This window comes from Pseudonocardia sp. CA-107938 (genome assembly GCF_050936315.1).
Classification (GTDB): Bacteria; Actinomycetota; Actinomycetes; order Mycobacteriales; family Pseudonocardiaceae; genus Pseudonocardia.
Window position 1 is genome coordinate 2677135 of record NZ_JBNJNA010000001.1, and the last position, 13524, is coordinate 2690658.

At 72.5% G+C, this 13524-nt stretch carries 13 protein-coding genes; 7 read left to right on the forward strand and 6 right to left on the reverse strand.

Annotation, left to right across the window (positions count from 1 at the left end; translation table 11 throughout):
* Positions 1 to 3 precede the first annotated feature (3 nt).
* Positions 4 to 1161, reverse strand: coding sequence for an acyl-CoA dehydrogenase family protein (locus ACQEVB_RS13550; RefSeq protein ID WP_432969911.1), 1158 nt, complete (start codon positions 1159 to 1161; stop codon positions 4 to 6).
* A gap of 137 nt (positions 1162 to 1298) precedes the next feature.
* On the opposite strand from ACQEVB_RS13550, the gene ACQEVB_RS13555 reads away from it, so the two are divergent.
* From ACQEVB_RS13555 to ACQEVB_RS13570, 4 genes are all read left to right on the forward strand, one after another.
* Complete coding sequence (locus ACQEVB_RS13555) at positions 1299 to 2822, forward strand: PAS domain-containing sensor histidine kinase (protein WP_432969914.1); 1524 nt, start codon at positions 1299 to 1301, stop codon at positions 2820 to 2822.
* Positions 2823 to 2924: 102 nt separating this feature from the next.
* Positions 2925 to 3434 carry a flavin reductase gene (locus tag ACQEVB_RS13560; RefSeq protein WP_432969917.1) on the forward strand — a complete coding sequence of 170 codons (510 nt, stop codon included), beginning with the start codon at positions 2925 to 2927 and terminating at the stop codon, positions 3432 to 3434.
* Complete coding sequence (locus ACQEVB_RS13565) at positions 3431 to 3697, forward strand: hypothetical protein (protein ID WP_432969920.1); 267 nt, start codon at positions 3431 to 3433, stop codon at positions 3695 to 3697. Before ACQEVB_RS13560 ends, ACQEVB_RS13565 begins: the two co-directional genes overlap by 4 nt.
* The gene (locus ACQEVB_RS13570; protein ID WP_432969923.1) at positions 3694 to 4938 is read left to right on the forward strand and encodes an amidase; all 1245 of its coding nucleotides are present in this window, start codon (positions 3694 to 3696) and stop codon (positions 4936 to 4938) included. Before ACQEVB_RS13565 ends, ACQEVB_RS13570 begins: the two co-directional genes overlap by 4 nt.
* Positions 4939 to 5134: 196 nt before the next feature.
* Here ACQEVB_RS13570 and ACQEVB_RS13575 read toward each other — a convergent pair whose 3' ends face one another.
* From ACQEVB_RS13575 to ACQEVB_RS13585, 3 genes are read right to left on the reverse strand one after another with little or no spacing between them, the layout of a single operon-like run.
* Entirely contained in the window at positions 5135 to 5758 is a 624-nt protein-coding gene (locus tag ACQEVB_RS13575) for a response regulator transcription factor (protein ID WP_432980340.1), read from the reverse strand.
* A 2-nt stretch (positions 5759 to 5760) separates the two neighbouring features.
* Complete coding sequence (locus tag ACQEVB_RS13580) at positions 5761 to 6318, reverse strand: nuclear transport factor 2 family protein (RefSeq protein ID WP_432969926.1); 558 nt, start codon at positions 6316 to 6318, stop codon at positions 5761 to 5763.
* 8 nt (positions 6319 to 6326) lie between these two features.
* Positions 6327 to 7778, reverse strand: coding sequence for an aldehyde dehydrogenase family protein (locus ACQEVB_RS13585; RefSeq protein ID WP_432969929.1), 1452 nt, complete (start codon positions 7776 to 7778; stop codon positions 6327 to 6329).
* A 589-nt stretch (positions 7779 to 8367) separates the two neighbouring features.
* Here ACQEVB_RS13585 and ACQEVB_RS13590 point away from each other — a divergent pair.
* Both ACQEVB_RS13590 and ACQEVB_RS13595 read left to right on the forward strand, forming a co-directional pair.
* Complete coding sequence (locus tag ACQEVB_RS13590) at positions 8368 to 9882, forward strand: APC family permease (RefSeq protein ID WP_432969932.1); 1515 nt, start codon at positions 8368 to 8370, stop codon at positions 9880 to 9882.
* A gap of 49 nt (positions 9883 to 9931) precedes the next feature.
* Positions 9932 to 11239 carry an acyl-CoA dehydrogenase family protein gene (locus ACQEVB_RS13595; RefSeq protein WP_432969935.1) on the forward strand — a complete coding sequence of 436 codons (1308 nt, stop codon included), beginning with the start codon at positions 9932 to 9934 and terminating at the stop codon, positions 11237 to 11239.
* 84 nt (positions 11240 to 11323) lie between these two features.
* Here the strand turns inward: ACQEVB_RS13595 and ACQEVB_RS13600 are convergent, their stop codons facing one another.
* Positions 11324 to 11941 carry a hypothetical protein gene (locus ACQEVB_RS13600; protein ID WP_432969938.1) on the reverse strand — a complete coding sequence of 206 codons (618 nt, stop codon included), beginning with the start codon at positions 11939 to 11941 and terminating at the stop codon, positions 11324 to 11326.
* Positions 11942 to 12283: 342 nt separating this feature from the next.
* Here ACQEVB_RS13600 and ACQEVB_RS13605 point away from each other — a divergent pair, with 342 nt between their 5' ends.
* Positions 12284 to 13048 (forward strand): IclR family transcriptional regulator, encoded by a 765-nt coding sequence (locus ACQEVB_RS13605; RefSeq protein ID WP_432969941.1) that lies wholly within the window; start codon positions 12284 to 12286, stop codon positions 13046 to 13048.
* 23 nt (positions 13049 to 13071) lie between these two features.
* On the opposite strand, the gene ACQEVB_RS13610 is transcribed toward ACQEVB_RS13605, so the two are convergent.
* Complete coding sequence (locus tag ACQEVB_RS13610) at positions 13072 to 13521, reverse strand: NIPSNAP family protein (protein ID WP_432969944.1); 450 nt, start codon at positions 13519 to 13521, stop codon at positions 13072 to 13074.
* Positions 13522 to 13524 lie beyond the last annotated feature (3 nt).

Here is a 13524-nt window from a genome sequence, read left to right on the forward strand (position 1 = left end):
CTGTCAGCGGAAGCCGGGGGTGGTGGCGGGCAGGCCCATCAGGACCGCGCCGGCCGCGTCGTAGATGGCCGGGCCGAGGAACGCGTGCTGCTTGGGCACGAGCGCGTCGCCGAGGAGCCGCTGCAGCGGGTGGGTGGTCCCGATCGGGGCGGTGCCCGACACCTCGACCAGCCCCGCCACGACGTCCGACGCGGTCTTCGCGAGGTGGGCCGAGGCGAGCCGCAGCTCGGCGTTCTGCTCGTCGGTGACCTGGTCGCCGGCGAGCACGCTCTCCCACGCCTGGCCCGTCGACTCGTAGAAGAAGGCGCGGGCCGACCGCAGCGCTGCCTCGCCGCGGGCGACCTCGGTGCGGTAGTAGGCGCGGTCGGCGAGCTTCGGCGCGCCGGTGACGCCCGCGTACCCGGCGCCGACCTCGCGGGCGTGGTCCAGCGCGGCGCGGGCCACCCCGGCGCCGACGACGGCCAGCACCTGCGCGGCGTAGGCGATCGTCGGGTAGCGGTAGAGCGGCTCGTCGACGGTCGGTTCACCGCCCCGCAGGAACGTCCACTCGCGGGCGACCTCGACCCCGTCGAGGACCAGGTCGAACGACCCGGTGCCCTGCATGCCGACGACGTCCCACTCCTGGACGATCTGCACCTGCTCGGGGCGCAGCACCGCCGTGCGCGGCTTGCCCTCGGACGCGTCGTCGCCCGGCATGCCGACGCCGAGCACGTCGGCGCCCATGCAGCCGCTGGCGAACTTCCAGCGGCCGGTCAGCCGGTAGCCCCGCTCGGTCTCCTCGCCGCGCTGGGGCGGGAACAGCGCCCCGGCGAAGACGACGTCCGGCCCGTCGGCGTAGATCTGCTCCTGCGTCGCGATCGGCAGGGCCGCCAGGTAGATCAGCGCGGAGCCGAAGCTCGCGACCCAGCCCGTCGAGCCGTCGACCTGCGAGATGCGCTCGATCCGGGAGAGGAACTCCGCGGGCGGCAGCGGGTCGCCGCCGAAGCGGGCCGGGGCGGCGGCGCGGTAGATGCCGGCCTGCTTGAGCCGGGCGACGAAGTCCTTCGGCACGTAGCGGAGCTCGCGGAACTCGTCGCGGCGGCGCGCCAGCTCGGCGAGGACGTCCGTGAGCGGGACGGGGGCGGGAATGGTGCGTTCCGCTGATTCCTGGATGCGCAGCATCGCTCCTCCGTCGTCGTCCGTGATGGCCGATCCCGACAGTAGGAACGGCGCGGACCAGCCGGAATCAGAACCATCCGTGCCCGGCGTAGGGGATTTCTTCAGTCCGCGTCCGTCGGTGGCCGTCCTACGCTGGGCCGATGTCGGTCGACCCCAGCGCGCCGGAGATCCGCATCGAGGACGTGCTGACGCTCATGGACGCCTCGCGGACCTGCGTGCTGGTGCACGACGCCGCGACCAAGAACATCCTGTGGGCGAACCCGGCCGCGTGCGAGCTGCTCGGCTGGAGCGTCGAGGAGCTGCGCCCGCTCAAGGCCAACCACATGAGCAGCACCGCCCCGCAGTACCACCGGGTGCTCGGCCGGGCCTGGTTGCAGGAGGCCGTCGAGCGGGGCAGCAGCCGGATCGAGTGGCACTACCGGAGCCGCAGCGGACGGGTGGTGCCCACCGATGCGCTGGCGGTGCGGGTCGAGCTGTCGCAGGGGCCCGCGGTGATGGTCCAGTTCCGCGACATCGAGCGGGAGCAGGCCACCGAGATGGCCCTGCGCCGCACCACGTCGTCCATCGACGCGCTGGCGCGGCACACGTCGACCATCGCCTTGACGCTGGACTCGTCCGGGACCGTCCGGTTCGCCACCGACACCGCGCTCGCGCTGCTCGGGATGGTGCCTGAGCAGATGGGCCGCCAGCTCGACGAGTTCGGCGCCCTCCGCGCGGGCGGCCGGCCCGCGGTCTGGGCCGACCTGGTCGCGCAGGCCGACCCCACGATCGCGGTGCAGTTGCAGGTGCCCCGTGCTGGAGATGATCCTGGGGGCGACGCGGTGTGGCTCGAGGGGACCCTGGAACGGCTCGCCGAACCGGACGGTGACGGCCTGCTGATGATCCTGCACGACGTGTCCGGGCGGGTGATCCGGGAGGCCCTGCGCGAGCGCGAGCTGCAGCGCGAGAACCACCAGGCCCGCTACACCGCCATGGGGGACATGGCGATGGCGATCGCCCACGAGCTGGGGCAGCCGCTCGCCGCGGCCGGCAACTTCCTGGCCGGCACCACCCGCCACGCCGGCGCCCTCGAGGAGGAGGGGGCGCTCGCGGCAGAGTCGGCCGACCGGCTGCGCTTCGGCATCGACAGCGCCGTGCGCCAGATCGACCGGGCCAGCGCGATCGTCGGGGCGCTGCGCGCGTTCGTCGGGCACCTGGAGCACACCCGCCAGGTCGTGGACCTGCATGAGATCGTCGACGAGTGCCTGTACTTCGTCCGCCTGCGCGCCGCCGACCCGCAGGTGCGGGTCGTCGTGCACCGCCACTGCGGGCCGCTCCCCGCGGTCTGCGAACGGGTCCTGACCGGGCAGGTGCTGCTCAACCTGTGCTTCAACGCCATCGACGAGATGGCCTGCTGCGCGCCGGAGAACCGGGAGCTGGTGATCACCACGCAGCTGCGCGACGGCGAGGCCACCCTGACCGTCGACGACCGCGGCCGCGGCCTGCTGCGGGACCCGTTCGCCGCGTCGTTCACGTCGAAGGAGCAAGGCAGCGGCATCGGCCTGGCGCTCAGCCACCGGATCATCACCCGCCAGCACGGCCGGATCTGGGCGCACGCCCGTTCGGGTGGGGGCTCGACGTTCGGTTTCGCGCTGCCCCTCTCGGTCGACCACCGGGTCGGGTAGGGGAAAGCCTCAGCCGGTGCGGAGGAACTCTCGATATCCGCCGCGCCGCGGCGACCCTACGTTTCCTGGTGCAGATGATGATTCGACAGTCCAGGAGGACCAGTGTCCGAACCGACCCGGGCCCAGTCGGACTTCCGCGCCGCCATGGCCAACCTGTCGGCCGCCGTCAACGTGGTCACCACCGACGGCCCCTGCGGACGAGCGGGCATGACGGTGAGCGCCGCGTGCTCGGTCACGGACGCGCCGCCGACCCTGCTCGTCTGCGTCAACCGCGCCAGCCGCTCGCACGCGGTGCTCGTCGGCAACGGCCGGCTGTGCGTGAACGTGCTGGCCGGTGAGCACGAGGACCTGGCGAGGCACTTCGCGGGCGCTGCGAACCTCCCGCCGGCCGAGCGGTTCACCGATGCCCGGTGGGACCTCACCGGCTACGGCGTGCCGGTGCTGCGCGGTGCCGCCGCGGCCGTGCTGGGCCGGATCCGGGGGCGGAGCGAGCTCGGCTCGCACTCGGTGCTGTTCGTCGACGTCGAGCAGGTCCGCACGCAGGACGGCGGCGGGGCGCTGGTCTACTTCCAGCGCCGCTTCCACAGCCTGGGCACCCAGCCGGCCGCATGACCGTCGGCGACCGCATGACCCTGACCTGCTACACCGACACCCACGGGTTCGGCTGGCGGCACGTCGACCTGTTCGTGCACGACGCCGAGGGGCGCGAGCTGAACTGGGTGCACTGGCAGGTCCACGAGGACGGCCCTGAGGCGGCCGACGCCGTCACAGCACGCGTCGAGCCCGGACTGCGCCGCACCTCCGAGTGGCGCCACGGCATCGGACCCAGCGGCATCCACTTCTGGGTCGCCGACGTGGAGTGGGTGGACGCATGAACGAACCGTGGTCGTTGCGCGAGCTGGTGGACGACCTCGCCGCAGGCCGCACCACGCCCGCCGCTGCCCTGGACCGTGCCCGCGAGCGGGTCGCTGCGACGGAGGCACGGCTGCGGGCCTGGGTCGTCCCGCCCAGGGAAGCGCCGATGGAGCCGGGCCCGCTGCGGGGTGTGCAGCTGGGGGTCAAGGACATCATCGACGTCGCGGGCCTGCCGACCCGGTGCGGCTCCGCGCTGCGCGCGTCCGCCGCTCCGGCCTCGGCGGACGCCGCCATCGTCGCCGCCTGGCGGAGGGCCGGTGCCGTCCCGGTCGGGAAGACCGTGACCACGGAGTTCGCCTACTTCGCGCCGGGGCCCACCGACAACCCGGCCGCTCCCGGCCACACCCCCGGCGGCTCGTCGAGCGGTTCGGCCGCGGCCGTCGCCGCCGGCCACGTGCCGCTCGCGCTCGGTTCCCAGACCGCGGGCTCGGTCACCCGGCCCGCGGCGTTCTGCGGGGTCGCGGCCCTGGTGCTGACCCACGGCCGGTTCCCCGTCGACGGGGTGACGGGGCTCGCCCCGAGCCTGGACAGCCACGGGCTGTTCGCCGCGCACGTCGACGACCTGGCGCTCGCGTTCGCGGCGCTGACCGGCGAGCCCGAGGCCGGCCCCACGGCTCCGCCCCGCCTGCTGTTCTGGGCCCCCGACGCAGTCGACCCGGCGATGCGCGCGGCTCTGGACGCGGCGCGGGAGCGCTGGGTCGCGGCCGGCGCGGTCGTGGACGACCTGCCCGCTCCGGAGCTGGTCGACTCGTTGACCAGCGCCCACGCCGTCGTGATGGCGGCGGAGGCCGCGGTCGAGCGGGCCGCGGAGGCGGCCAGGCCCGCCGAGCTGAGCCGGCCGCTGGCCGACCTGCTGCGCCGCGGAGCCGCCACCGACCCCGCCGATCTCGCGCGGGCCCGTCGGGTGGCGGCGGAGGGACGTGCGAGGTTCGGTGAGCTGCTCACCTCCTACGACGCCGTCGTCGGCCCGGCCGCGCTCGGTCCAGCCCCCGTGGGGCTGGCGGCCACCGGCGACCCGGCGATGAGCAGGCCGTGGCAGCTGTTGGGCTTCCCCGCCGTCACGGTGCCGGGGCTCGCTGCCCCGGACGGCCGGCCGCTCGGGGTGCAGCTGATCGGGGCACCGCGTGCGGAGTCCGCGCTGCTGAGGTCGGGCGCCTGGGTGGAGGCCCACCTCCCGCTCGCGCGCCGGGGAGGGTGTTGATCAAGGGCAAAAGGTCGTCAAACGATCGTGCAGAGCGACGTTTTGCCCTTGATCAACGCAATCTCGCCCGGCCGTGCGTCGCCTCGGTGCCCCACTTTGTCGATCATGGGCAAAACGTCGTCAGTTGATCTTCGTCAACGACGTTTTGCCCATGATCGACGCAACCGCCGCCGCCTCGCCCCACTGCGGGCGAGCCTCAGACCTCGACGCCGTAGGACAGGATGTCGCGCACCAGCACCGCGAGGCTGTCCACGCCGGTCTTCGCCTTGATCCGCGCGCGGTGCACGTCGATGGTCTTCACGCTGGTGCCGAGCTTGCGGGCGACGGCCTGGCTCGCCATCCCCTCGATGACCAGCAGCAGCACCTCGCGCTCGCGTTGGGTGAGCGCGGCGATCCGGTGCTCGACGGCGCGCCGCTCGGCGTCGGCGACGAACCGTTGCCGGGCCTGCGCCTGCTGGTGCTGCACGACTTCGAGGATGCGTTGCGGGTCGTACGGCTTCTCCAGGAAGTCGACCGCCCCGCCGGCCATGGCGCGCACCGACATCGGGATGTCGCCGTGCGCGGAGCAGAAGATCATCGGCGCCGGGTAGCCGCGCCGGTCCAGCTCCTCCTGGAGCTGGAACCCGCTCATCCCGGGCATCCGCACGTCGACGATCACCACGGCCGGCTCGGCGGGGTCGAACTCGGCGAGGAAGGTCGGGGCGTCGGGGTAGTCGAGCGCCTCGATCCCCACGCTGGCCAGCAGGTACCGCAGCGACTGCCGGAGGTCGTCATCGTCGTCGACGATGTGCACCACCGCGTCGCCGACCTCGGCGGGCATGCTCACGGCCGCATGAGGACCGAGCCGGCGGGGAAGGCGCCGGCCCAGCCGTTCGGCAGGTTCGCGACGAACACGTTCTCCGTGCGGGTGCGCGCGATCCGCCACTGCCCGTCGACCTTGCGGAAGGCGTTGTTGAGCCTGCTCGACCGCAGCACCGCGGAGCCGTCGGCGAAGAGCCAGGGCTGCACGTGGATCCATTGCCCGGTCGCGGTGTCGCCGTCGACGTGGATCTGCTCCGACGTGAGGTAGTGGGCGTTGAGCACCAGCGCCGGGTCGCGCTCGGCGGACCAGAACCCCTCGAAGTGGGTGCGCACCGCGGCCGCTCCCTCCGCCCGTCCGAACTGGCCGTCGTAGTACTCTCCCACGCCCTCCCAGACGGCGTCGTCCGTGTACAGCGCCATGATCAGGTCGATGCGCTCGGCGTCGTCGGCCACTCCGAACTCCGGCAACGGGGTGTCGCACAGCCACATGTAGCGCGCCTGCAGGCGGCGGATGTCCGCCTCGGCTTCGAGGACCTCGACCCGACGGGTCAGTGCGGCGATCGCGGCGTCGTCGTGCATGTGCGGGGTCAGAGGACGACGGTGACGGTCTTGGACTCGGTGTTGGCGAGGATGCCCTCGTAGCCGAGCTCGCGGCCGATGCCGCTGGCCTTCACCCCGCCCCACGGCAGCTGCGGCCCGAGCGGCGACCAGCCGTTCACCCCGACCGCGCCGGCCTGCAGCGCGGCCGCGACCGCGTGCGCGCGCCGCACGTCGGCGGTCCACACCGTCGCCGCGAGCCCGTAGGAGCTGTCGTTGGCGATGGCGATCGCCTCCGCGTCGTCGTCGAACGGGATGACCGTGCCGACCGGGCCGAAGATCTCCTCACGGGCGATGGCCATGTCGTTGGTGCCGGCGAACACCGTCGGCGCGACGAAGTGGCCAGGGCCGTCCGGTGCGGTGCCGCCGGTGACCAGCGTGGCGCCCTCGTCGCGGCCGCGGCGCACGTAGCCGAGAACGCGTTCGCGCTGCGCCGCGTTGACGAGCGGCCCCATCGTCGTGCCCGCCTCCATCGGGTCGCCGAGCACCTGGGCCCGGGCCGCCTGCTGCAGCCCGTCGAGGACGGCGTCGACGACCGAGCGGTGCGCGAGGATCCGGGTTCCTGCCGCGCAGACCTGGCCCTGGTTGGTGAACAGGCCCATCGCCGCGCCCTGCACCGCCGACGGCAGGTCGGCGTCGGCGAAGACGATCTGCGGGGACTTGCCGCCGAGTTCGAGCGTCGTGCGGGTGAAGTTCGTGGCGGAGTTGCGCAGGATGCGGCGCCCGACCTCGGTCGACCCGGTGAAGCTGATCTTGTGCACGCCCGGGTGGAGGACCAGTGCCTCGCCGGTGACCTCGCCCGGACCGGGGAGGACCGAGACGGTGCCCGCCGGGAAGCCCGCCTCCTCGATCAGTCGGGCGAGGTGCAGGATCGACAGCGACGCGTCCTCCGCCGGCTTGACGATCACGGTGTTGCCGGTCGCCAGCGCGGGCGCCAGCTTCCAGCCCAGGATCATCAGCGGCGCGTTCCACGGGACGATCGCCGCGATGACCCCGATCGGCTCCCGGCGCGTGTAGGAGTGGGTGGGCGCGCCGAAGTAGCCGTCGGTGGCCAGCAGCTCGCCGTTGATCTTGTCGGCCCAGCCGGCGTAGTAGCGCAGGGACGCGACGAGGTTCGGCACAAACAGGGCCTGGGCGATCCCCAGCGGCACCCCCATCTCCTGTGCCTCCAGCGCGGCCAGGTGCGCGGTGTCCCGCTCGACCAGGTCGGCGAGGGCGTGCAGCAGCGCGCCCTTGGCCGAGGGCGGAGTGGCGGCCCAGTCGCCCCGCAGCGCGCGGGTGGCGGCCTCGACCGCCCGGTCGACGTCGTGGGCGTCCGCGGCAGCGATCTCGGCCAGTGCCTCGCCGGTGGCCGGGTTCAGTGCGGTGAACGTGCCCGCCCCGCCCGCCGTCCAGGCGCCGTCGAGGTAGAGCTTCGTGGTCGGGGACAGCGTGCTCGTCATGGACGTGCTCCTCGGTCGGGTGCACCACGGTCGGTCGTCCCGGCGAGGTGGGGCAATTGGAGGAACTACCTATGGCGCTGAACCGGATGAGCGGCAGATCCTGCACGGTCCGCCTGATCCGGCGCGCCACCGCCCCGCGCCGGCGCGGCCGGAACGCCCGGTTGACACCGGCGTTTCTGCAGGTCACCATGTTCGGTATTCAGTTCGAATGTTCGTTTATCGAACTTCTCTCACCTGGAGCACCATGAGCGCCACGCCGAACCCCGCACCGGGGATCGGCTGCGCGTGCCCGTCCAGGATCCCGGACCGGCCGCTCGTGAGCGTGCTGACCGCGTGGTTCGAGGCCCCCGCCGACCTCGGCGGGGCGAACGGACCCCCCTCCCTGTAGCGAACCCGGCGAGGACCGCCTCGACGCGTGTCCTCCCGAGGGGCCCCATGCCTGGGCCTCGCCGTCCTCCGCGGGCCGCGATGGCCTGATCTTCCGCCGCGGCGTCGCGTGCCTGCCCGCACGCCGCTCTGCGCGCAGCACGGTCGTCGAACCGGGATCGGCCGCATCCGAACCAGTCGTGAGCACCCGAAGGAGACCCGCATGCCCGAACGCGCCGAAGTCGTCGCCGCCGGCGAGGTCGAACAGAACGCGAGGACGAACGTCGACGAAGGGACGACAGCGCAGTCCACGCTCGGTCCCCGCAGGCTGGGCCTGCTCCAGGTCGTCGCGCAGTCGCTGGCCACCAACGCGCCGGTGTTCAACGCGCTGACGTTCCTGCCGCTCATCGCCGGCGGAGCGGGCGGCGCCGGGGCGGGTGGTGCCGTCCCGCTGTCGGTGGCGCTCTCGGCCATGGCGGCGTTCGGCATCGCCTGGACGCTGACCCGGTTCTCCCGCCACGTGGACGCCACCGGCTCCGTGTACGTGTTCATCAGCCGCTCGTTCGGCGACCGCACCGGCACCGCGTTCGGCTCGCTGAACTACCTCTCCATCGTCCTCGGCCCGCTCACCCCGCTCATCTTCGGCGGGTACCTCGAGACCTACCTCGCCGACCGGTTCGGCCTGCACGTGCCGTGGTGGCAGCTCAGCCTCGGGCTCATCGCGGTGACCGCCGCGGTGCTCGCGCTCGGGGTGAGCATCTCCACCCGGGCACAGCTGGTCTGGACGCTGCTGGCGATGCTGACGATCACCGTGTTCGCGGTCGTGGTGATCGTGGGTGGTCTCGACGGCGGAGCCGTGCCCCCGCAGGCCCCGTTCGACGCCGGCTCGGCGACCCACGGCTGGCTGGGCATCGGTTGGGGCATGCTCTACGGGCTGTTCATCTTCGCCGGCGTCGAGTCGGCGCAGAACCTGGCCGAGGAGACGCCGAACCCGCGGCGGTCGATCCCGCGCGCGATGCTGATCGTCGTCGGCCTGCTCGCCGTCTACTACCTGCTCGTCGCCTACGCCACGGTGGTCGGGTTCCGCCTGGACGGCGGCGCGATCGCCGGGGACGCCTCCCCGCTGCTGTCGCTGGCCGCGCCCGGGGCCTTCGGCGCGTCCTGGCTGGTCGACCTCCTCACGGCCATGCTCCTGCTCGACATCGTCTCGCTGACGATCGCCACCTGCGTGTACGGCAGCCGCGGCCTGTTCGCGCTGGCCCGCGACGGCCGGTTGCCCGCCGCGCTCACCAGGGTGAGCCGCAAGCGCAGCATCCCGGCCGTCGCGACGGCGGTGCCCGTGGTGTGGATGGTCGTGCTGGTGGTCTTCACGCACGTCACGGGCCCGCTGTTCGCCGAGGAGGGCGCGCCCGAGTACATGCCGGTCTTCAGCTGGATCGGCGGGACGTCGGGCCTGATCACCGCGATCGTGTACGGCACCGTCTGCCTCGGCGCGTTCGGCTGGCTGCGCCGCAGGGAGCGCCGCCCCGCCTTCCTCGTCACGGCCGCCGGCGTCGGCGTGCTCGCCGCCTGCGCGATCCTCTTCTCGAACCTCTACGACGCCCCGGCGGCGATGTACGTCGCGCTCGCGCTCGTCGTCGCCTACCTCGTCTTCTCCTTCGTGCAGAGCACCGTCCAACGCCGTCGTGGACGGTTCGGCCTCTCCACGGCCCGCCTGGCGAAGTCCGACGACGCCTGAACCGGCGCTCCCCTTCTGCTGATCGCACGACAACCGACTGGAGGACGACATGGCACGCACGCTGCTGAGCCGGGATGCCGGCACCGGACCGGCCACCGCCGCGTACCCGGGCGAGGCCGGCGCGGGAAGCGTCGGGGTGGTGGTGGGCCGGGACGGGTCCGCGCGGGAACAGCTCGAAGGGTTGCTGGCCGCCGCGCGGGACCTCCGCCCCCGCCTCCGCGCGGAGCAGGCCGCGACCGAGGAGCGCGGCTTCTACTCGGAGGAGATGCACGACGCCTTCGTCGCGGCCGGGTTCTTCCGCGTGCTGCTGCCCAAGACCCTCGGCGGTCTGGAGCTCGGTGTGGAGGCCTTCTACCAGGTGATCAGCGAGGTCGCGCGGGGTTGCCCGTCCAGCGCGTGGTGCCTGTGCCTGGCCGCGGGGCGCACGCTCACGCTCGCGTCCTACTGGCCGGAGCAGGCGCAGCGGGAGATCTTCGGCGAGCACGGGCACGTGGTCAGCCCGATGAGCACCAAACCGCAGAAGGACGTGGTGATCAGCCGCGCCGAGCAGGACGGCGTGCGCGGCCTGCGCATCTCGGGCACCTGGAAGTACTGCTCCGGCTCCCCGCACTCCACGCACTTCATGGCCGGCTTCGAACTCCCCTCGGACGACGGGGAGCCGGTGTTCCACTGGGCCGTCGTGCCGCGCTCGTCGTACACCGTGCTCGACGACTGGGGCGGCATCATCGGCATGCGGGGGAGCGGGTCGCACGGCGTCCACGTCCAGGACGCGTTCGTGCCGGAGCACCACGTCGTGGCGGCGACCGGGATGTCCGCGGTGTCGGGCGACACCGCCGGGTCACGGCTGCACGGCAACCCGATCTACGGCGCCCCGTTCATGGCGTTCGCCGAGGGGGAGATCGCCGCGATCGTGGCGGGCCTGGGGCTGGCCGCCGTCGACGAGTACGAGCGGATCATCACCACCAGCACGGTGCCGGGAAGTGGCGAGCAACGCAGCGACCATCCGCTGTGGCAGAGCAAGTTCGGGACCGCGCTCGCGCTGGTGGACTCGGCGGTCGCGCTGTCCGCGCGCGGCGGGCAGCTGTACGAGGAGTTCGCCAGGCGCTCGGTCGCCGGGTCGGAGCCGTTCAGCGAGGAGCGGGCACTGCGCCTGAACAACCTGTACCTCGTCGCGGAGAACCAGGTGTGGGAGGCGATCGAGCTGATGCTGCGCTCGGCCGGCTCCCGGCACACCGCCGACGGTGCCCGGCTGCAGCGCTACTTCCGCGACGCGGTCACCGTGCGGACGGTCGCCGACCAGCTCGACCTCTTCGCGGTGTCCACCACCCAGGTGCACCTGGCCTCCGCCGGCGGGTAGCGGGACGGGGTCCTGCGGGGTACCGGGCTGGGAGCAGCGCGGGATCGACGTCCACGGGCGGAGCTCGGTTCCGTCCGCCGCTGATCAACGCCGTTCGCTGCGGTGAGGTTGCCGGTCTCGGTCCTCGCGGAGGGGCGCGCTGGGGGCGCCGAGGATGGGGATCGCGATGCCGCAGACGACCAGCAGCGTCCCGAGGAAGATCACGATGAGCAGTTGGCTCCCCGGATTCCCCGAGGGAACGGCGGTGCCGGCGGGGCCCTGCACGACACTGAGCCGGAAGGGCCCCGCCGCCTCGGCCACCGTCGGTGCGGCGTCCGCGACGATCGCTGCGAGCGCTCGTTCCGCTCCGTCGGGGGACGTGGTCTCCGCCGACAGTCCGATGACGACGTTCGTCTCCGGCCGGACATCGGCGCTGACCCGCAGGTCGCGTGCGGGCAGACCGATGGCGGCTGCCGCGGCACCGGCCCAACGTCGCTGTCTGAGCACCTCGGCTGCGACCTTGCCGCCGCTGGCACTGTTGTAGATCTTGCGGGAGAAGTCCTTGGCGGACAGTTCGTGGGTGGGCTCGATGATCACCACCGACGATGCGGTGAACCGGGGCTTTCCGAACCCGGCGACGAGTGCGGTCGCCAGCACCACAGCAGTGGCGACGACGAGGCCGAAGATCGCCGTACCGATGATCGACCGCCGGGAAAGCCGCATTCGCCGCATCGCTCCTTCACTCCGCGAACCTGGACGCGCGACGTCGCGAAGCCGCTCACGCCGGACATGTGCAGAGTGCAGGCCGGGCGCAGCGCGGTGAACCGGCCGGAGGTCCGGCCGGCCCCCGCCGGTCGGCGGGCACGCCGGCACTCCGCTTGACGGGCACCTCGACCCGCACCGGACGTGGGACACCGCACCGGATCATCTCTGAGGGGAGATTGACCACTTGACCGCTCGTCAAGAGGTCCGCCGCGCGGAGTCGAGCGCGTCGCATTCCACCGCCAGTCGGAAAAGTTGCGCGGTGGTGTTCCTTCATGCGGAAGAAGGCCGTAGCCTCCTCGCATGACGCTGCAGTCGGTCGATCACGCGCTCACCGTTCTCGAGATCCTGCACGCCGAGGACTCGGTCGGAGTCACTGAGCTCGCCGACCGGCTTGGCGTGGCAGCGTCGACGGCGCATCGACTGCTGGCGACGCTCGCTGAGCGTGATTTCGTGGTGCAGGACCGGGACGATCGCAGGTACCGCCTCGGCGACTCCGCCCAGGGCTTGCGGAGGGAGATCGCCGCCGACGAGTGCGCGTTCCTCGCTCGGGAGACTCTCGTCAAGCTGGCGCGTGCGGTCGAGGAGACCGTCAACCTGGCGATGCTCGACGGGCGTGACGCCCTGTACATCGACTGCGTCCCGGCGCGCCACCGGGACGCGATCCCCAGCCGCACCGGAATGCGGACCGCGGCGCACTGCTCGTCGGCCGGCAAGGCGCTGCTGGCGGATTATCCACAAGCCACCGTGGACCGCCTCTTTCCCGGTGATCTGCTGACGGTGCGGACGGGCGCAACGATCGCGACGAAACCCCAGCTCGCACAGGATCTGGGGTCGGTTCGGCGCCGCGGCTACGCCCGTGACATAGAGGAATGGGAAGCCGGCACGGTCGCCGTCGCCGTCCCTGTGCGGCTGCGCGGGGCGCAGCGACTCGCTCTCACGATCGCCGCACGCCGCAGCAGGCTACGGATGGACAGGACGAGCCCGATCCCGGCGCCGCGTGAGCGTGAGTTGGTGCTGCGACTCCGCGCTGCGTCCGCCGAGCTGCATGCCCGCATCTCGCGCTGACGCGCCTCGACCCGCGATCGCCGTCACCGCTCGTCCCCGTCCAGGGCGATTCCGACGTCGGGCCGGTGACCGCCGTGGTCCATGGTTGAGCTGGGTCGATCTGCTGGGCGCCATGTGAATGCCGTGTCCGCGGAGTCCTCGCCGACGAGCGGAAGCTCGCGGATCGGCGAGAACGAGGTCGGGTACATGATCTTGTTGCGCATGTCCCGGATCATGGGTCGGAGCCGTTGCGAACATCGCTGCCACTCGGGCTCCTCCGCGAGTCGCGCCCGGCGGGCCCGCCTGTCCTCCAGGTCCTGGTAGGCCCAGAGGTGGTTGAGCTCGTTCTGGGCCCCGAACTCGGTGACGAAGTACCCCAGGAACCCGCCCAGCACGGCCTTCTGGATCGGCAGGCCGGTCTCGACGTAGGCGGCGAAGTAGTCGTCGACGGTGTAGGCAGCGTGGAGAACGTACGTGCGCTGCTCGACGAGCATGGC